The sequence below is a fragment of the Prodigiosinella aquatilis genome (assembly GCA_030388725.1).
Lineage (GTDB): Bacteria > Pseudomonadota > Gammaproteobacteria > Enterobacterales > Enterobacteriaceae > Prodigiosinella > Prodigiosinella aquatilis.
In genome coordinates, this window is sequence record CP128857.1 from 908527 (window position 1) to 926930 (window position 18404).

At 48.8% G+C, this 18404-nt stretch carries 17 protein-coding genes, 1 other RNA gene and 1 pseudogene; 9 read left to right on the forward strand and 10 right to left on the reverse strand.

Annotated elements, in window-relative coordinates; all coding sequences use genetic code 11:
- Nucleotides 1–18: 18 nt before the first annotated feature.
- The 3 genes and pseudogenes from PCO85_04335 to smpB form a co-directional block, all read right to left on the reverse strand.
- A pseudogene (locus PCO85_04335) lies at nt 19–1259 on the reverse strand (integrase domain-containing protein).
- A 191-nt stretch (nt 1260–1450) separates the two neighbouring features.
- Nucleotides 1451–1814, reverse strand: a transfer-messenger RNA (tmRNA) gene (ssrA, locus tag PCO85_04340).
- 48 nt (nt 1815–1862) lie between these two features.
- On the reverse strand, nt 1863–2345 hold the full coding sequence (gene smpB / locus PCO85_04345) for an SsrA-binding protein SmpB (protein ID WJV54680.1): 483 nt from the start codon (nt 2343–2345) through the stop codon (nt 1863–1865).
- Between the two features lie 155 nt (nt 2346–2500).
- On the opposite strand from smpB, the gene PCO85_04350 reads away from it, so the two are divergent.
- Both PCO85_04350 and PCO85_04355 read left to right on the forward strand, forming a co-directional pair.
- Entirely contained in the window at nt 2501–2935 is a 435-nt protein-coding gene (locus tag PCO85_04350) for a type II toxin-antitoxin system RatA family toxin (GenBank protein WJV54681.1), read from the forward strand.
- The gene (locus tag PCO85_04355; GenBank protein WJV54682.1) at nt 2928–3212 is read left to right on the forward strand and encodes an RnfH family protein; all 285 of its coding nucleotides are present in this window, start codon (nt 2928–2930) and stop codon (nt 3210–3212) included. The genes PCO85_04350 and PCO85_04355 overlap by 8 nt, the downstream gene beginning before the upstream one ends.
- A gap of 90 nt (nt 3213–3302) precedes the next feature.
- Here PCO85_04355 and bamE read toward each other — a convergent pair whose 3' ends face one another.
- From bamE to nadK, 3 genes are all read right to left on the reverse strand, one after another.
- Nucleotides 3303–3638, reverse strand: a complete 336-nt coding sequence (gene bamE / locus PCO85_04360; protein ID WJV54683.1) for an outer membrane protein assembly factor BamE — start codon at nt 3636–3638, stop codon at nt 3303–3305.
- A 182-nt stretch (nt 3639–3820) separates the two neighbouring features.
- Nucleotides 3821–5482: a DNA repair protein RecN gene (gene recN, locus PCO85_04365; protein ID WJV54684.1), complete on the reverse strand. Its 1662-nt coding sequence runs from the start codon at nt 5480–5482 to the stop codon at nt 3821–3823.
- A gap of 84 nt (nt 5483–5566) precedes the next feature.
- Nucleotides 5567–6445, reverse strand: a complete 879-nt coding sequence (nadK, locus tag PCO85_04370) for an NAD(+) kinase (GenBank protein WJV54685.1) — start codon at nt 6443–6445, stop codon at nt 5567–5569.
- Between the two features lie 136 nt (nt 6446–6581).
- Here nadK and grpE point away from each other — a divergent pair, with 136 nt between their 5' ends.
- Nucleotides 6582–7169: a nucleotide exchange factor GrpE gene (gene grpE, locus PCO85_04375; GenBank protein WJV54686.1), complete on the forward strand. Its 588-nt coding sequence runs from the start codon at nt 6582–6584 to the stop codon at nt 7167–7169.
- Between the two features lie 85 nt (nt 7170–7254).
- Here grpE and PCO85_04380 read toward each other — a convergent pair whose 3' ends face one another.
- Nucleotides 7255–8457, reverse strand: coding sequence for an IS256 family transposase (locus PCO85_04380; protein ID WJV54687.1), 1203 nt, complete (start codon nt 8455–8457; stop codon nt 7255–7257).
- 352 nt (nt 8458–8809) lie between these two features.
- On the opposite strand from PCO85_04380, the gene PCO85_04385 reads away from it, so the two are divergent.
- Entirely contained in the window at nt 8810–10048 is a 1239-nt protein-coding gene (locus tag PCO85_04385) for an Nramp family divalent metal transporter (GenBank protein ID WJV54688.1), read from the forward strand.
- A 90-nt stretch (nt 10049–10138) separates the two neighbouring features.
- On the forward strand, nt 10139–10720 hold the full coding sequence (nudK, locus tag PCO85_04390; protein ID WJV54689.1) for a GDP-mannose pyrophosphatase NudK: 582 nt from the start codon (nt 10139–10141) through the stop codon (nt 10718–10720).
- Between the two features lie 79 nt (nt 10721–10799).
- Here nudK and tal read toward each other — a convergent pair whose 3' ends face one another.
- Nucleotides 10800–11750 (reverse strand): transaldolase, encoded by a 951-nt coding sequence (tal, locus tag PCO85_04395; protein ID WJV54690.1) that lies wholly within the window; start codon nt 11748–11750, stop codon nt 10800–10802.
- A gap of 416 nt (nt 11751–12166) precedes the next feature.
- Between tal and maeB the strand changes: the two genes are divergently transcribed.
- Complete coding sequence (gene maeB / locus PCO85_04400; GenBank protein WJV54691.1) at nt 12167–14446, forward strand: NADP-dependent oxaloacetate-decarboxylating malate dehydrogenase; 2280 nt, start codon at nt 12167–12169, stop codon at nt 14444–14446.
- 55 nt (nt 14447–14501) lie between these two features.
- On the opposite strand, the gene PCO85_04405 is transcribed toward maeB, so the two are convergent.
- Both PCO85_04405 and hemF read right to left on the reverse strand, forming a co-directional pair.
- The gene (locus PCO85_04405; protein WJV54692.1) at nt 14502–14957 is read right to left on the reverse strand and encodes a YaiI/YqxD family protein; all 456 of its coding nucleotides are present in this window, start codon (nt 14955–14957) and stop codon (nt 14502–14504) included.
- Entirely contained in the window at nt 14957–15892 is a 936-nt protein-coding gene (gene hemF, locus PCO85_04410) for an oxygen-dependent coproporphyrinogen oxidase (GenBank protein WJV54693.1), read from the reverse strand. Before hemF ends, PCO85_04405 begins: the two co-directional genes overlap by 1 nt.
- Before the next feature lie 175 nt (nt 15893–16067).
- Between hemF and PCO85_04415 the strand changes: the two genes are divergently transcribed.
- The 3 genes from PCO85_04415 (at nt 16068) to PCO85_04425 (ending at nt 18371) form a co-directional block, all read left to right on the forward strand.
- A complete protein-coding gene (locus PCO85_04415; GenBank protein ID WJV54694.1) occupies nt 16068–16493 on the forward strand; it encodes a GNAT family acetyltransferase in 426 nt (141 codons plus the stop codon).
- A 181-nt stretch (nt 16494–16674) separates the two neighbouring features.
- The gene (locus tag PCO85_04420; GenBank protein ID WJV54695.1) at nt 16675–17265 is read left to right on the forward strand and encodes an RpoE-regulated lipoprotein; all 591 of its coding nucleotides are present in this window, start codon (nt 16675–16677) and stop codon (nt 17263–17265) included.
- 206 nt (nt 17266–17471) lie between these two features.
- Complete coding sequence (locus PCO85_04425) at nt 17472–18371, forward strand: Dyp-type peroxidase (GenBank protein ID WJV54696.1); 900 nt, start codon at nt 17472–17474, stop codon at nt 18369–18371.
- The last annotated feature ends 33 nt before the right edge of the window (nt 18372–18404 follow it).

Sequence of the window (18404 nt, forward strand, 5' to 3'; positions counted from 1 at the left end):
AAACACGGCTTCATATTATTACCCCATCGCCTTCAGTCCTCGGATTCCGCCTTCCAGCACACTGCCTTATCCGCTGCTTTCACGAAGTCAGCCCACCATTGCATCATCGGCCGCCGTTGTTCAAGGTAATCACTACGGTTGTAGGCGCGACGTACCTCATTTTTGTCCACGTGAGCCAGCGCCGCTTCTATTACATCCGGTGGAAAACCTTGCTCATTAAGCGCGATGCTGGCAATAGAACGCATGCCATGTGATACCAGAATGCCGCCCAATCCGGCGCGTTTTAGCGCGGCGTTGACCGTCTGGCTATTCATTGGCTGTAACGGTTTAATGCGGCTGGGGAACACATATTCCCGATTGCTGCTTAAAGGCTGCATAAGTTCCAGAATAGCTAATGCCTGTTCTGACAGCGGAACGATATGTACCCGCTTCATTTTCATGCGTTCGGCTGGAATGCGCCATTCTTTAGCGTCCAGATCGATCTCTTGCCAGCGTGTATCAGAGGCTTCGGCAGGGCGGGTGAGGGTGAGAAGCTGCCACATGAACAGACAGCGGGTCGGTAACTCAATATTTGCCAGCCGCATCGTTTGCATCAGTTGCGGCAGTTGATCCGGGCGGATGCTGGGCATATGTTTTTTCTGTGGTTTCTCGAATGCCTTGCTGATATTGACGCTGGGAGCCGCATCGATCAAACCAACATTCATGGCATAGACCATCACCTCGTTGATCCGCTGGCATAACCGCCTTACCGTTTCCAGCGCGCCTCTGGCCTGAACAGTTTGAACGGCCTGAACCAGTGTATGAGCTTTAATATCTGTAACGCTAACGTCGCCAATCGCAGGAAAGATATCTCTCTCAAGAGAGCGCCAGATATCTTCAGCATCGTCCTCTGTCACACTGGCTTTCTTCACATTCCACCAACGTTCAGCCACGAGTTGAAAAATATTGGTTTTGGCTTCCAGCGAACTGCGAAGTTGTTCTTGCTGATGTTCCTGTGGATCGATTTGTTTTGCCAGGAGAGAGCGGGACTCTGCACGGTGGTTTCTGGCATCGGCAAGGGTAACTGACGGGTAGGGGCCTATGCTCTTCTTCGCGAGCTTCTTGGTGACAGGGCGAATATAGCGAAATTGCCAGATTTTACTCCCGCTGAATTTGATGAGTAGCTCAAGGCCATCACCATCATAGAGAACGTAGTCCCCTTCCTTGGGCTTGGTGGATTCGCTTTCTTTAACGGATAGAGGTTTGGTTTGTCTTGCCATTGCTGGGTTTCCATAGTTTTAGGCACCTCAAAAACAATAAAGCTTTACGAGGTGCCTAAAAGGTTCGGATTTAATTAGTTCTCTTCGGACTTCGCAGGACAAATCGAGGACACAAAAAAGCCCGCAGGGCTTGTGCCATGCGGGCTTTTCGTACTTCATCGGACTTATCTGGTAATACCCGATGTCTAAATTGGTGGAGCTGGGGGGATTCGAACCCCCGTCCGGAATTACTCTACCGTCGGCACTACATGCTTAGTCTAATCTTTACATTCGCCTGCCAGCTGCGGATAGACACGCCACTAACAAACTAGCCTGATTGTATTTAACGCTTCAACCCCAGGCAGGGCATCCACGCGATCTCTTTTAGGTTTGACCTCTCTTGATCCCCGTCCTAAGAGCGGAGGCTAGGGAGAGAGGGCTCTAAGCAGGTTATTAAGCTGCTAGTGCGTACGTTTCGTCGTTTGCGACTATTTTTTTGCGGCTTTTTACGAGGCCAACCGCCCCTCGGCATGCACCTTGGGCTTTGCAAATCCCGTCGAATCCAGGATCAGCCCCAGGAGACTTTCGCCAGTATACCAGAATCTACCGCTACTAAGCCACTGATTAGCGGTTAGCGTTCTTCATGATACGGGCTTTGTCTAATTTCCATTCACGTTCTTTAATATCGTCACGCTTGTCGTGGTCTCTTTTACCTTTCGCTACGCCGATTTTGACTTTGCTCCAGGCATTTTTCCAATACATCGACAGCGCAACAACGGTGTAGCCTTCACGGCTGACTCGTCCTATCAGCGAATCTAACTCGCGTTTGTTCAGTAATAATTTACGCGAGCGGGTCGGATCACAAACAACATGTGAAGACGCGACGTTGAGTGGCGTAATCGTCGCACCAAAAAGGTAGGCTTCACCATTCATGAATGTGACATAGCTATCGCTGATATTGGCTTTGCCTGCACGCAGTGATTTTACTTCCCAACCTTGCAGCGTAAGCCCTGCCTCAAATTCTTCTTCGATGAAGTATTCATGGCGAGCGCGCTTATTTTGCGCAATGGTGGCGGAACCGGGTTTGTACGCTTTTTTCTTTGTCATAGTGTCGTCATTATACTGGATGTAAAGGGGAATGAAATCCCTGCGGTGCGTCTAAAGCAATGTTGATGATATCTTGCGATAACGTTCGCATAATTTTTATCTGACCGCGTATCAATGCTATTATTTTGCGCGTTTTATGACTCACGGAAAATTGTATGCCCAAGATAAATCGATCGGCATTGGTCCCATTCAGTGCGGAGCAGATGTATAAACTGGTCAATGATATCCCTTCTTACTCTGATTTTTTGCCAGGGTGCACGGGGAGTCGGGTTTTGTCCTCTACACCGGAGGAGATGACCGCGGCTGTTGATGTATCAAAAGCCGGTATTAGCAAAACGTTTACCACCCGTAATAGGTTAACCAGCAATCAAAACATTGCCATGCAACTGGTTGATGGTCCATTTCGTCAGCTAAATGGAGGTTGGCACTTTACGCCACTTAGTGTAGATGCCTGTAAAGTCGAGTTGCATCTGGATTTTGAATTCAAGAATGCATTGATTGAACTGGCCTTCGGAAAAATTTTTAAAGAACTGGCAAACAATATGGTTCAGGCATTCACGCAACGTGCCAAAGAGGTTTACCGTGCCTGAACTTCACGTGGAGGTCGTTTATGCCTTACCGGATCGTCAGTACCTGAGGTCATTAACCCTGGCGGACGGCTCTACAGTTGAACAGGCCGTTGTTGCTTCTGGATTGTTAGAATTACGGCCAGATATTGATTTGAGCATTAACAAAGTCGGCATCTATAGCCGACCTGTCAGGTTAACTGATGTACTCAGTGAAGGCGATCGTGTTGAAATATACCGACCTTTGATTGCCGACCCGAAAGAACTACGTCGTCAACGTGCAGAACGCGCAAAAAAATAAGGCACGCAAGTACCTTATTATCTGTCTATTTGTCGGCGCAGTTCACCACTAAGTGAATAACTTTCTATCGCCGACAATATCTGGGCATTGTTACAGTGCAGGCTTGTTATTCAGGTTTGTGAGTACGCCGTCACTGTTAAACGTCAATGTCAAGGTTTGCTGTTTTACTGCTTCGTGACCAGGTTGTTGGCGGAAGACATAATACCAGGTATTGCTACCAAACGGATCTTTCAGCATCGGTGTACCCAAGATATAGACAACCTGTTGTTTGGTCATACCGGTGTGAATTTTGGCGACATCAGCCGGTGCCAGATAGTTTCCCTGGTTGATGTCCGGCCGATAAACCACTTTTTCTAGCGTGGAACATCCGGCAGTCAGCATAACAACAACCACCGTGGCGACGATAGTTAGCGTTTTACAGCGCATAGTGATTACATTCCTTAAGGGCATAGGTTGCAGATGATAATAGACCTTGCCTGACTTGAAAACCTGCAAGACCCATGTAAGACCTCGGGAAGTCAAAAAAGTTGGGCTTTTTTATGGCATCCATCTCAACAACCACCCCGTAGGTCGTTACAGTGCACTGTTAAAAAACACATTCAATGTTTTTATGCGGCTAACAACTCTTTTGCGTTTGCCAGCGTATTTTTCGTTACGGCACTGCCACCCAGCAGGCGAGCGAGTTCCTGTAATCGTGCCCGCTTATCCAACGGCTGCATCAGGGTTTCTGTTTCCGAACCGTCAGTTTGTTTGCTGACAAAAAAGTGGTGATGGCCGCAGCCTGCGACTTGTGGCAGGTGGGTAACACACATAACCTGAGTGGATTCCCCCAACTGACGCAACATCTTACCGACAATAGCCGCCGTTGGGCCACTAATACCGACATCGACTTCGTCGAAAATCAGCGCCGGAGTATCCATTTTCTGTGCTGTAATGACCTGAATGATCAGAGCAATACGAGAAAGCTCGCCACCAGATGCTACTTTCACCAGTGATTGGTGGGGCTGGCCTGGGTTAGTCGTCACGCGGAATTCAATATGGTCTGCACCATTGATGCCGAGAGATTCCGGTGCAAACTCGACGTTTATGCTGAAATGCCCGTGCGGCATAGCCAGGGCATGCATATTGGTTGTGATCAACTGTGCTAGCTCACTAGCATGGTGGCTACGGCGAATATGTAATTGTTCAGCCAAATGCAGGGCTTGTTGATGGTACTCACTCACTGTGCGACTCAGCATTTCATGATCGCTTTCCTGCTGATCCAGTTGCTGTTGCTCATTAAGCATTTGTTGATAAAAAGTGGGTAGATCTTCCGGTGCAATGTGATGCTTTCTGGCCAGTGTTAATTGTCGGGAAATGCGCTGTTCCAGTTCGTACAATCTGATTGGATCAAGGTCCATCTGGTCGCTGTAATGACGCAACTCATCACTGACCTCGCTGATTTGGATGTCGGCTTCTTCCAGTAATGTCAGTGTTCCAGCGAGTTTTTCATCCATGCTGATCAGTTCAGAAAGCTGATGTTTTGCGGTGTGCAACATACTGAGCAAGTTTTGTTCTTCACCTTCACTAAGCAGTTGTAGCGCTTGTTGGCTAAGAGCGAGCAGCTGTCCGCTGTTGGACAGACGCTTGTACTCGGCATCAATCTGTTCATATTCTCCGGCCTGTGGAGCGAAGTCATTCAGTTCTTTCAGTTGGTATTGCAGAAGTTCCCGGCGTGCTTCCCGTTCAATGGTTGCCTGCTGGTGTTGGGCCAGTTCACGACAGCTTTGGTGCCACTGTTGCCAGACTTGCTGCATGGCAGAAAGTAATTGAGGTTCATCGGCGTAGGCATCCAGCAGATGGCGCTGATGTTCTGGTTTAAGCAACAGTTGGTGTGCATGTTGACCGTGTAGTTGGATCAGATGTTGGCCCAGTTCCCGTAGTTGGGAAAGCGGAACAGCGGTACCGTTAATAAAACCACGGGAACGTCCGTCGGCACCGATAACTCGTCGCAGCAGGCATTCATTGCTGTCATCAAGCTGGTTTTGCTCCAGCCAGACCAATGCCGCCGGGGTGTCAGCCAGTGAAAAACGGGCGCAGATATCTGCACGTGCCGCTTCCGGACGAACCATGCTGGCATCAGAACGGTTCCCGAGGCAGAGACCGAGAGCATCAATCGCAATGGATTTACCTGCACCGGTTTCGCCGGTAATGACGCTCATCCCGGCTTGAAAATCAATTTCCAGTTCGCGCACGATGGCGAAGTTACTGATAGTGAGTTGCGCCAGCATGGTAGTTTCCTGTATGTAACAACAAGTGTGATTACGTACAGTATAAACTGGTTTTTTATACAGTAAAGTGGCTTGCGGTCATTTTTAGAACAATTTTTTAGACCATCCGAGTTTGCTACTTAATGTATTGAAATAGCTGTAATCTTTGGGATGAATGAGGTTGAGGTGATGTTTGCTGCGGCGGATGAAAACCTCTTCGCCCTCCTGTATTGGCAGCGAGATCTGGCTGTCACAGCTGATTTCCAGATCGTTAGTGATTTTGGAGAACTTCAGCCGAATAGTACTGCTGCTGTTAATTACCAGCGGACGTGCCGACAGTGTGTGCGGGAACATGGGAACCAGTGCAATGGCATCCAGCGTAGGGGTAAGAATAGGGCCGCCTCCAGAAAGGGAATAAGCGGTGGAACCGGTAGGGGTGGAAATGATCAGACCATCTGAACGTTGAGAAAAGGCAAAGCTATCATCGATATAGACTTCAAACTCGATCATATGAGCGACTTTCCCCGGATGAAGAACGACTTCGTTGATCGCTGTGCTAATACTGTTGGCCTGCTTTGTGCGGCATACCTGTGCTTCCAGCATGAAGCGGCTTTCGCAAATATAATGACCTGCCAGCACATCACTGAGCTGTTGCTGAGTATGGTCGGGATCCAAATCAGTGAGGAAACCAAGGTTACCGCGGTTAACACCGATCACGCTAACATCATAACGTGAAAGTATTCGTGCTGCTCCCAGCATATTGCCGTCCCCCCCAATCACGATGGCCAGATCTGCCTGTCGCCCGATATCATCCAAATTACCGGTTACGGCGTCTTTCAGATTGAGGGCGTGGGCAATCTGTGGTTCGAGCAGCACGGAGTAGCCTTTATCGCTCAACCAGTGATATAGCATGTCATGAGTGGTCAGTGCCGTGGGATGGCGCGGATGACCGACAATGCCGATGCAGTTAAATAGTTTGTTCATTGAATCGATTATCCTCACCAAAGTGTCCGGCACTCCGTGTTTTAAGGCAATATGTGAATCGTTCCCTTGAAACCCCGCGTTTGATCCCCATAATAAGCGAACTAGCGAGAACAATGCTAAAACCGCGGAGAATTTCATGAGTAGTAAAGATCAGAAGTCACCTGACGAGCAAGTCTTGGATCAAAAGGAAACGGCAGAAGGGCAGAAAGCGGAAGCCATGCCGGAGATGACAGAAGTGGTTGACCCGCGTGATGAGCGTATTGCCGAACTGGAAGCACAGTTGAACGATGTGCAGCAGCGTGAACGTGATAACGTGATGCGTGCTCGCGCAGAGATTGAGAATATTCGTCGCCGTACGGATATTGACATTGAAAAGGCCCACAAATTTGCATTGGAAAAGTTTGCGGGTGAAATGTTACCGGTGATTGATAATCTGGAGCGCGCACTGGAAATGGCCGACAAGTCTGATGAAGCACTGTCTGCCATGATTGAAGGTGTTGAACTGACGCTGAAATCTCTGTTGGCGGCAGTGCATAAGTTTGGTATTGATGTGGTTGACGAGGTCAATGTACCGTTCAATCCGGAAATCCATCAGGCCATGACTATGCTTGAATCTGCCGATCATCAGCCGAATCACGTCATGATGGTGATGCAGAAAGGTTACACGTTGAATGGTCGACTACTGCGTCCGGCAATGGTGGCTGTGTCTAAAGCCAAAGAATAATATTTCCTTTTCTCCGAAGACAATGGCTTCGCGGCGGTTGTCTTCGAAGAGAGAGCGTTCAGAATTCTGTGTCACGTTAAAAACTCTATAGCGTTATCACACTATTCAGTCGTCCTTCAAAATAAATGGCTAACTGCGACAATGTCAAATTCCAGTTCTGGATCGGCATTGTCCATTTCTCCCGTGCATTCATCAGTCCCAGATAAAGCAGTTTCAACAGGCTGTTTTCATTCGGAAAAGCGCCTTTGGTTTTGGTCAGTTTCCTGAACTGACGGTGCACCGATTCTATCGCGTTGGTTGTGTAGATCACTTTGCGTATGTTAGCCGGGTAGCGGAAGTACGCTGACAGGTTTTCCCACTTGCGCCGCCATGACTGGAGCACCACCGGATATTGCTGACCCCATTTGGCCTCCAGCTCATCCAGTGCCGTTTCTGCGGCTTCTTTTGACACCGCACGATACACCGGCTTCAGGTCGGCCATGAAGGCTTTATGGTGCTTTGAGGCCACGTATTTAATCGAGTTGCGTATCTGGTGAATAACGCACAACTGCACCTCTGTCTGCGGATAAATGCTGTTTATCGCCTCCGGGAACCCAGTCAGTCCGTCCACGCAGGCTATCAGGATGTCTTCAACGCCACGGTTTTGCAGATCGCTTAATACAGATAGCCAGAAGTTTGCCCCTTCGCTTTCCGACAGATACAGACCCAGAACTTCTTTTTTGCCTTCCAGATTCAGCGCCAGCACAGTGTAAACGGCTTTGCTCTGGTAACGGCCATCCTCGCGGATTTTATAGTGAATGGCGTCCAGCCAGACGAAAGGATAAACTTTCTCCAGCGGGCGCTGTTGCCACTGTTTTAACTCAGGAATGACTTTATCGGTGACGGCACTGATGGTGGCGGTAGACACGCTGAATGCGTATAAATCTTCAATCTCCCGGCTGATATCCTGGTAACTCATCCCCAGCGCAAACAGACGAATGATTTTGCGCTCGATCTCATCGGACAGTGTGGTCTGATGCTTTTTCACCAGTTGAGGCTCAAAAGTGCCATTACGATCGCGCGGAGTCGTCAGTTCGAAGCTGCCGGTCGGGGCTTTAATGGTTTTTTTACCAGAGCCGTTTTTACGGTTGGCTTCCACATCTGAAGCCAAATGGGAGTCAAGTTCCGCAGACAGGGCTGCTTCAGTTAACTGTTTGATTAACGGGGTTAAGATGCCATCTTTGCCGGTCAGGGACTGACCGGACTGTAGCGCTTTCAGGGCTTTGTCAAAATCAAAGGGCTGGGACATTTGTCATTCCTTTTTGATGATATATTACTGGAATGACACGGAATTTCTAACACTCCCTTCGAAGATTTCCATTCAAATTTTCCTGTCTTTCATCCTGTAATCCTTCTGTTTTTTATTGTGTTCATGTGGTGTTTTTCGCATGAAATAATAAGTATTCTTGAATTCTAAATAATTGCGTTTTCTTGTTTATAATTTGTTAATATTCGTTTGCTAAATCCGGTGTTTTTCATAGGGTAAATGCATCATTATCTTTACCTATTAGAGTAATAATTATTGCTGTTCTAAATGCACTTGATAATCATTATCATTAATGTAAAAGTAGTAAAACAACAGCTTTAGAAGGGTCACTCATATGCCGGGAAGTCGTGTAGTCGAATCAGTCAGCCGCAAATCGAGAAAGGTTAAACTTTCTTTGATGGGGCCGGCTTTCATCGCAGCGATCGGTTATATCGACCCTGGTAACTTCGCCACCAATATTCAGTCGGGTGCTTCTTACGGTTATCAATTGCTGTGGGTCGTGGTTTGGGCCAACCTGATGGCGATGCTGATCCAATTACTTTCAGCCAAGTTGGGCATTGCCACTGGGAAAAATCTGGCGGAGCATATCCGTGACCGTTTCCCGCGTCCTGCCGTATGGGCTTATTGGGTTCAGGCTGAGATCATTGCCATGGCAACCGATCTGGCTGAATTTATCGGGGCAGCCATCGGCTTTAAATTGCTGTTTGGCGTGTCCCTGCTGGAAGGGGCCGTACTCACCGGTATTGCGACTTTCTTAATCCTCATGCTGCAACAGCGTGGACAAAAACCACTGGAAATGGTGATTGGTGGTCTGCTGCTGTTTGTTGCGGCAGCGTACATTGTGGAATTGATTTTCTCACGTCCAGAGTTAGTGGCATTGACCAAAGGAATGGTTATTCCCAGTTTTCCGACCTCGGATGCGGTATTGCTGGCTGCCGGGGTATTGGGTGCGACTATCATGCCGCATGTGATTTATCTGCACTCATCCCTGACTCAACGGGAAGGGAAATATACATCTGCAGAGCGTTATACCGCGACTAAAGTTGATGTTTCCATAGCGATGACCATTGCGGGATTTGTGAATCTGGCGATGATGGCGACGGCGGCTGCGGCATTTCATTTTAGTGGTAATACTGGGATTAGCGATCTCGATCAGGCTTACCTGACGTTGCAACCATTGCTGGGGCATGCTGCCGCGACCATATTCGGCTTGAGTCTGGTGATGGCAGGGCTGTCATCAACGGTTGTGGGAACGCTGGCGGGTCAGGTGGTGATGCAAGGTTTTGTGCATTTTCATATACCGCTGTGGTTACGCCGCTCTGTTACTATGTTGCCGTCATTTATTGTGATTTTGTCTGGTATGGATCCCACCCGAGTGCTGGTATTGAGTCAGGTTCTGCTGAGTTTCGGGATCGCCTTGGCATTAATTCCACTGTTGGTATTTACCGGAAACCGGGAATTAATGGGTAATCTGGTCAACAGTCGGTTGATACAAAACACGGGGAAACTGATTGTATTTATCGTTGTTTCACTGAACCTCTATCTGATTGTCGATACGCTGCTGGCGCGTTAATCGCGCCTGTATTCCTGGTAGTATCGCGTGCATTCCTGTTTTACTACGCTTATTATTTTTCGCGGATTCTTTGTATGCCGGGGCTCAATTATGTCGTCACCCATCACAATTATTGAAAAGAAGATTTTATCCGACCACTGGTTTGTTCTGAATAAATATATATTTGATCTGAAAAGAAAAAATGGCGGGATAGTTCGCCAGATGCGGGAAGTTTACGACCGGGGGAATGGCGCGGCGATTCTGTTGTATAACCGGGATAAAGGAACTGTTGTGCTGACACGGCAATTCAGGATGCCGACATATGTTAACGGTAACGACAGCGGGATGTTACTGGAAGTCTGTGCCGGATTGCTGGATGACCAGTCGCCGGAGGCCTGTATCCGTAATGAAGCGATTGAAGAAACTGGATACGCGATAGGAAAAGTGGAAAAGTTGTTTGAAGCGTATATGTCGCCCGGAGGGGTGACTGAACTGATTCATTTTTTTGCAGCGGAATACGATGAATCGCTGCGAGAAATGCGGGGTGGTGGCGTGGATGATGAAGATATTGAAGTTGTTGAGCTACTTTTTACCGAGGCCATGGCTCTGCTCAAAGATGGTCATATCAGAGATGGTAAGACTATTATGTTATTACAGTACGCCCAGATTCAAGGCTGGTTTACTGAACGATAGGCTGAGAGTTCAGTCATCGATAAGGGGCGATGGCGCCCCTTTTTTGTGTCCCTTACTGTGTGCGGTGAGCCATCCGATATTACAGTTTTGCAGCCAGCAACGTTTCCAGTTTCTGCTGATCGGCGGCAAACAGGCGTATACCTTCAGACAGTTTCTCTACCGCCATCGGATCCTGATTGTGCTCCCAGCGGAATTCAGCTTCCGATAGTGATAATGGGTGATGGAAACCCTCGGTGGATGGCCTGAGTTTGCGTTCTACCGGTGCGTCGTTATTTTTCAACTGTTCCAGTAGTGCAGGGGAAATGGTCAGACGATCGCAGCCCGCCAGCGCCAGAATCTGTTCTATCTTGCGGAAGCTGGCGCCCATGATGATAGTCGGGTAGCGGTATTGCTTGTAATACGTATAGATTTTACGTACCGACAGTACGCCTGGGTCCTGTTCGGCATCGTATTCGGCAACGGGTTGTCTGGTTTGATACCAGTCATAGATACGTCCGACAAAGGGAGAAATCAGGTAAACGCCAGCTTCAGCACAGGCGCGAGCCTGGGCAAAGGAAAAAAGCAGAGTCAGATTACAGTTAATACCTTCCTTCTCCAGCTCTTCGGCGGCACGAATCCCTTCCCAGGTCGCCGCCAGTTTGATCAAAATACGCGAGCGGTGAATATCTTTTTCTTCATACATGCCAATGAGCTTGCGGGCTTTGGCAACACACATCCCACGGTCAAATGACAAACGGGCATCCACTTCGGTAGAGATTCGGCCGGGAATACTTTTCAGCACTTCCGCACCAATGTTCACCGCCAGGCGGTCACTGGCGTTAATCAGTTGGGTTTCACGGGAACCGCCCTGCTTGCGGGCATAAACCAGCGCGTCGTCAAACAGTGGTTGGTATTGTGGCAGGCTGGCCGCTTTCAGGATCAGGGATGGATTGGTTGTAGCGTCCTGTGGAGAGTAATGACGGGTAGATTCGATATCGCCACTATCAGCCACCACAACGGTCAGCTGTTTAAGGGCTTCTAATTGGTTCATCGCTTAACTCCTTGAACAATAATATGAAAATAAAAACGCAGGGCAACACACTGCATCATTACCGGGAAGAGTGACATGCGCTTTCTCTGATTGCTGCGACGGGAAATGTCGATGACACAGCATAAGGCAGGCTGTCGTGCTGCATTGTGTTATCTGTTTTCTGTTGCTGGATATTTGCAGGAGAGCGGTCCCGGAGTGGCTATCTGCATTTCCCAGACTTTGAGCATAGACTCGTCCGAGAATTTATTCCTGAAGGGCGCTCGATAACTGATTTTTCCCCTCATTAATTAATTATATTAAGCGATATTCACTCTTGGATTTTGTAATGCGTCATGGTTTAACCAAAGGTGAACACTATACTTAAGTAACTCGCAACCCTACTTGAACAACAAAGCGAAAAGGTAAGGTAATTAAAAATGGATGAACAACTAAAGCAAAGCGCACTGGACTTCCACCAATATCCGGTACCGGGAAAAATTCAGGTTTCACCGACCAAACCGCTGGTCACTCAGCGTGATTTGGCGTTGGCCTATTCTCCTGGCGTTGCCGCACCCTGTTTGGAAATTGCCAAAGATCCGCAAGCTGCCTATAAATACACCGCACGAGGAAATCTGGTTGCGGTTATCTCCAATGGTACAGCGGTGCTGGGTTTAGGGAACATTGGCGCACTGGCAGGCAAGCCAGTCATGGAAGGCAAAGGAGTGTTGTTTAAAAAATTCTCAGGTATTGATGTTTTCGATATTGAAGTAGATGAGTTGGATCCAGACAAGCTGATTGACGTGATTGCTGCACTGGAACCCACGTTTGGCGGTATCAACCTGGAGGATATCAAGGCACCGGAATGTTTCTATATTGAGAAGAAACTGCGTGAACGGATGAAGATTCCGGTATTTCACGACGACCAACACGGTACGGCCATTATCTGTACTGCCGCCGTACTTAACGGTCTTCGAGTAGTGAAAAAGGCTATTTCTGATGTACGGTTGGTGGTCTCTGGTGCTGGTGCTGCGTCTATCGCCTGTCTGAATTTACTGGTGGCGCTGGGGCTGAGACACGAAAATATTGTGGTTTGTGACTCACGTGGCGTGATTTACAAAGGCCGTGACGAGAATATGGCTGAAACCAAGGCCGCCTATGCTATTGAGGATAATGGTTGCAGGAAACTGGCTGATGTTATTCCTGACGCCGATATTTTCCTCGGTTGTTCCGGTCCTGGCGTGCTGACTCAGGATATGGTCAAAACGATGGCGCCGAATCCATTGATTCTGGCGTTGGCCAACCCGGAACCGGAAATCCTGCCACCGTTGGCGAAGGCTGTCCGCCCGGATGCCATTGTCTGTACCGGCCGTTCGGATTACCCGAATCAGGTTAACAACGTACTGTGTTTTCCGTTTATTTTCCGCGGTGCGCTGGATGTGGGCGCGACCGTTATCAACGAAGAGATGAAACTGGCTTGTGTTCATGCGATTGCCGATTTGGCTCTGGCGGAACAGAGTGAGGTGGTCGCCTCTGCCTATGGCGATCAAGAGCTCTCCTTTGGTCCGGAATACTTGATTCCCAAACCTTTCGATCCGCGCTTGATCATCAAGATTGCACCAGCCGTGGCGAAAGCGGCGATGGATTCAGGGGTGGCGACACGTCCTATCGAGGACTTCAATGCTTACACCGAGAAACTGACCGAGTTTGTCTACAAGACCAATCTGTTCATGAAACCGGTGTTTTCTCAGGCCCGTCTACAGTCGAAACGCGTGGTGCTGGCCGAAGGGGAAGACCCGCGTATTCTGCATGCAACTCAGGAATTGGTCACCCTGGGGCTGGCGTTCCCGATATTGATTGGCCGCCCCAGCGTAATAGAAAAACGCATCCAGAAGCTCGGCTTGCAGATTACTATCGGAAAAGATTTTGAGGTTGTGAATAACGAGTCCGATCCTCGTTTTAAAGCGTACTGGCAAGAATACTTTGAGATGATGAAACGGCGCGGTATTTCACAGGATCAGGCGCAGCGTGAGATGCGCGCCAATTTGACGTTGATCGGTTCTATCATGGTTCATCGCGGCGAGGCCGATGCATTAATTTGTGGCACCGTCGGGAATTATGAAGAGCATTTCGCTGTAGTGGAAGACGTGTTTGGCTATCGTGATGGTGTGCATGTTGCGGGTGCAATGAATGCATTGCTGTTGCCAAGCGGCAATACGTTTATCGCTGATACGTATGTGAACGCTGATCCAACGCCGGAACAATTGGCGGAGATCACGCTGATGGCGGCTGAGACAGTACGTCGTTTCGGTATTGAGCCGAAAGTGGCATTGCTGTCTCACTCCAGCTTTGGTACTTCTGATTCCCCAACAGCGAAGAAAATGCGCGACACGCTGGCGCTGGTGAACAAGATGGCGCCAGATTTGCAAATCGATGGTGAAATGCACGGCGATGCTGCGTTGATGGAGTCGATTCGTAATGAACAGATGCCTGACAGTCCGTTGAAAGGCTCTGCCAACATTCTGATCATGCCGAATATGGAGTCTGCTCGTATCAGCTATAATCTGTTACGTGTTTCTTCGTCCGAAGGGGTGACGGTTGGTCCGGTGCTGATGGGTATCGCCAAACCGGTTCATATCCTGACGCCGATTGCTTCTGTTCGCCGTATTATTAACATGGTGGCGCTGGCAGTGGTTGAAGCACAGACTACGTTGCGGTAAGTGATATTGGTATCTGACAGGCCGGCAGAGAAATCTACCGGCTTTTTTATCCCTGTCAGGATGCGGCCTTCTGCTGTAGCCATTTATCCAGCTCGTTGGCAAACTGCTGTCGGTCCCGTTGGTTAAGGACGTTGGGGCCACCAGTCTGAATACCACTGGAGCGTAAAGTATCCATGAAATCACGTAATGTAAGGCGTTCACGGATGGTATCCGGCGTATAACGTTCTCCACGAGGATTAAGCGCCACCGCCTGTTTTTCCAGGACTTCTGCGGCCAGCGGAATGTCGCTGGTCACCACCAAATCACCAGGGTTGGCACGACGCACGATTTCATTGTCTGCCACATCAAAACCTGCGGGTACTCGCAGGGTATGAATAAAACGTGAAGGTGGCACTTTGAGCGATTGATTGGCAACCAATGTTACTGATGTCTCTGTCCGTTCCGCTGCGCGATACAGCACCTCTTTGATCACGTTGGGACAGGCATCGGCATCTACCCAAATAACTGGCATTAGTATTTTCCTTTTTCATCAGATAATCCCAGCCAGTCACGGGCTGGCAGAAAATCCTGGTACAACGCGGCTTCAGGACTATCTGGCTCGGGTTGATACTGGTATTCCCACCTTACTAGCGGCGGCATTGACATCAGAATAGATTCAGTGCGTCCACCACTTTGCAGGCCGAACAGCGTGCCGCGGTCCCATACCAGATTGAATTCCACATAGCGTCCACGACGGTAGAGCTGGAACTGACGCTCACGCTCACCCCATTGCATGTCTTTATGGCGATTCACAATGGGTAAATAGGCATCTAGAAAGCCTTCACCTACGGCGCGCATAAAAGCAAAACAGGTGTTGAAATCAGGGGTGTTCAGATCGTCAAAGAACAGACCACCAATGCCTCTGGCCTCATTCCGGTGCTTGAGATAAAAATAGTCATCACACCATTTCTTGTAGCGCGGATAGACGTCATCACCAAACGGTTTACACAGATTGTAGGCGGTTTGGTGCCAGTGTACGGCATCTGCTTCAAAACCATAAAACGGTGTGAGATCGAAGCCACCGCCAAACCACCATACTGCGGGTTCATCTTCTTTTTCCGCGATAAAGAAACGCACATTGGCATGACTGGTGGGAATGTAAGGGTTTAACGGATGGATAACCAATGAAATGCCCATTGCCTGGAATCGACGGCCTGCCAGTTCTGGTCGGTGAGTGCTGGCCGATGGCGGCAGCGATGGGCCTGATACATGAGAGAAATTGACGCCCGCCTGTTCAAACACACTGCCTTGTCGCAATATGCGGCTGCGACCACCGCCGCCAGAGGCATGTTCCCAGGCATCTTCCATGAACGTTACAGCGCCGTCAATACGCTCTAATTGCTGACAGATCGTATCCTGCAAGGAAAGCAGAAAGCTTTTGACCTGGTTGATATCAGGTGTGCTCATAATGTCCCTTATGATGAGGGGGGAGAAAGCAGCCAGTATAACGGGAATCGGCGGCAGATGAATATCAGCGCAGTTACTCGTATTTTCCCGTCAGAAGCCTATGAATTTGATGTTGCGTCTGACACAAATCACGCGATAATCAAAACATCCCTAATTTATCGAATGGCAATCAGCAATGGAAATTCGCATATTCAGGCAGGATGACTTTGAGGAAGTGATCACCCTTTGGGAACGTTGTGATCTGTTGCGTCCCTGGAATGATCCGGAAATGGATATTGAGCGTAAACTCAACCATGATCCTGATTTATTTTTGGTGGCTGAAGTGGGTAGCGAGGTGGTGGGGTCAGTAATGGGTGGCTATGACGGTCACCGTGGCTCCGCCTATTACCTTGGTGTCCATCCGGATTTTCGCGGCCGAGGCATTGCCAATGCGTTGATCAATCGCCTGGAGAAAAAGCTGATTGCCCGTGGTTGCCCGAAAATCCATCTGATGGTGCGAGAAGATAATGAGGCAGTTATCGGGATGTATGAAAAGCTGGATTACGAAACTGTCGATAGTGTGACATTGGGTAAACGACTGATTGAAGATCAGGAGTATTAGGTTGTGTCTCTCCTCAGAGAGACGCACAACGCGGTGGTCGCCCGGTATATCCAGGTTTTTAAACTATATAGCCGTTTTGCGGCACTTTTTGTTTTTTTACCCGTCTGACATAACGGCTGAGGTCTGCACCATCGGTCCAACAAGTAAAAATCAGGTGCTGTTTCATTTTGAGGAGTGAGTTGTGATTAAAGTCCGCCCGTTGTTTCTGGCATTACCGCTGCTATTGTCGGGATGCGGTACGCTTTCTGGTTTTTCCTGGTCTAGCTTGTCGCCGTTCAACTGGTTTGGTAGTCCAATCACTGTTTCTGATACTGGTGTTGGGGGAATCAACGCCGGTACGCCGTTGTCACAGCCGGTATTGGATAAAGCGCTGAATGGCAATTACTCCCTGCTCAGTGGCATGGGTATCGAAAATGGCAAGCTGACAGCGTTTTATGAAGCTCGCAAAGATAACAACGTGATGCTGGTGATTAGCGGCGAGCCTAAAGGCCATGTGAACAAGGTGGAAGTACAGGATAAGAGCATTGCCAGCCAATGGGGTGTGAAAATTGGTGATGAATTCGGTTCGTACTACAGTAAAGCGTTTGATGTTTGTCGATTAGGGCAGGGTAATAACGCACAAAGTGTGGAGTGTGTTGCTCCGCAAAGCAAACACGTTAGCTACCTGTTTTCTGGGACATGGAGTGGGCCGGAAGGGTTGATGCCTCCTGACGATATGCTGAAAAAATGGAAGGTCAGTAAAATTATCTGGCATGCCCAAGCCAGAAACTGAGCATTTATCGGCGTTGCGTCTGTGGCGCGCGCCTTGCTACCCCCTATCGCCAGCGTATTTCCCGGTTTCTTTCTTTACCGATGTGATTACCGGAACATTTTGCGCTGAAGCAAAGTAAAATTTACCGTATCCGGTATGATGAACAGGCTGTGCATGGTGGATGCCAGATAACAACTAAGGCACTGAATAACGTGAGGAAGCAAGAGATGACACAAATTCAAAGCGGTATTTTGCTGGAGCATCGCCGTTTTGCCATTTTTATGGAAGCGATGGTTCAAGGGGAATTTGATGCCATCCGCCAGGGTTGCAAAAAGTTTTGTCAGGCATTGAATGAGTTGCAGCAGCGTTTCCCTGATGCTGGTCTGGGTGCCGTTATTGCGTTTGGTGACGACGTATGGCGTGAGTTGGACTGCGAAAACAGTGCGACAGAGCTTAAACCTTTTACACCTTTAGGTAACGGCCTGGCACCCGCTACCCAGCGCGACCTGTTGATTCATATTCAGTCTCTGCGCCACGATGTCAATTTCACTTTGGCACAGGCGGTGCTGTCCAGTTTTGGTAAGACCATCCATATCGAAGAAGAAACTCATGGCTTTCGTTGGATAGAGGAGCGCGATCTGAGCGGTTTTGTGGATGGTACTGAAAACCCGCAAGGTGATGAGCGTCATAGTGTTGCCATTATTCCTGACGAGAAGTCTGGATCGGGCGGCAGTTATGTTTTCGTTCAGCGTTGGGAACATAACCTGAAACAGTTACAGCGGATGAGCGTAGGGCAGCAGGAACAAATTATTGGTCGCACTAAACAGGACAATGAAGAATTGTCGTCAGATCAACGACCAGCGACGTCTCATGTCAGCCGTGTTGACTTGAAAGAAGATGGCAAAGGGCTGAAAATTCTGCGTCAGAGCTTACCTTATGGGACGGCCAGTGGCAAAAACGGTCTTTACTTCATCGCCTACTGTGCCCGCCTGTACAATATAGAACAACAACTGCTGAGTATGTTCGGTGAACGTGACGGGAAACGTGACGATATGTTGCGTTTTACCCGCGCAGTGAGTGGCAGCTATTTCTTTGCACCCTCTCTTGATCGCTTGCTATCGCTGTAACGCATTAACCCGTATTTTGTTATACAGGCACCG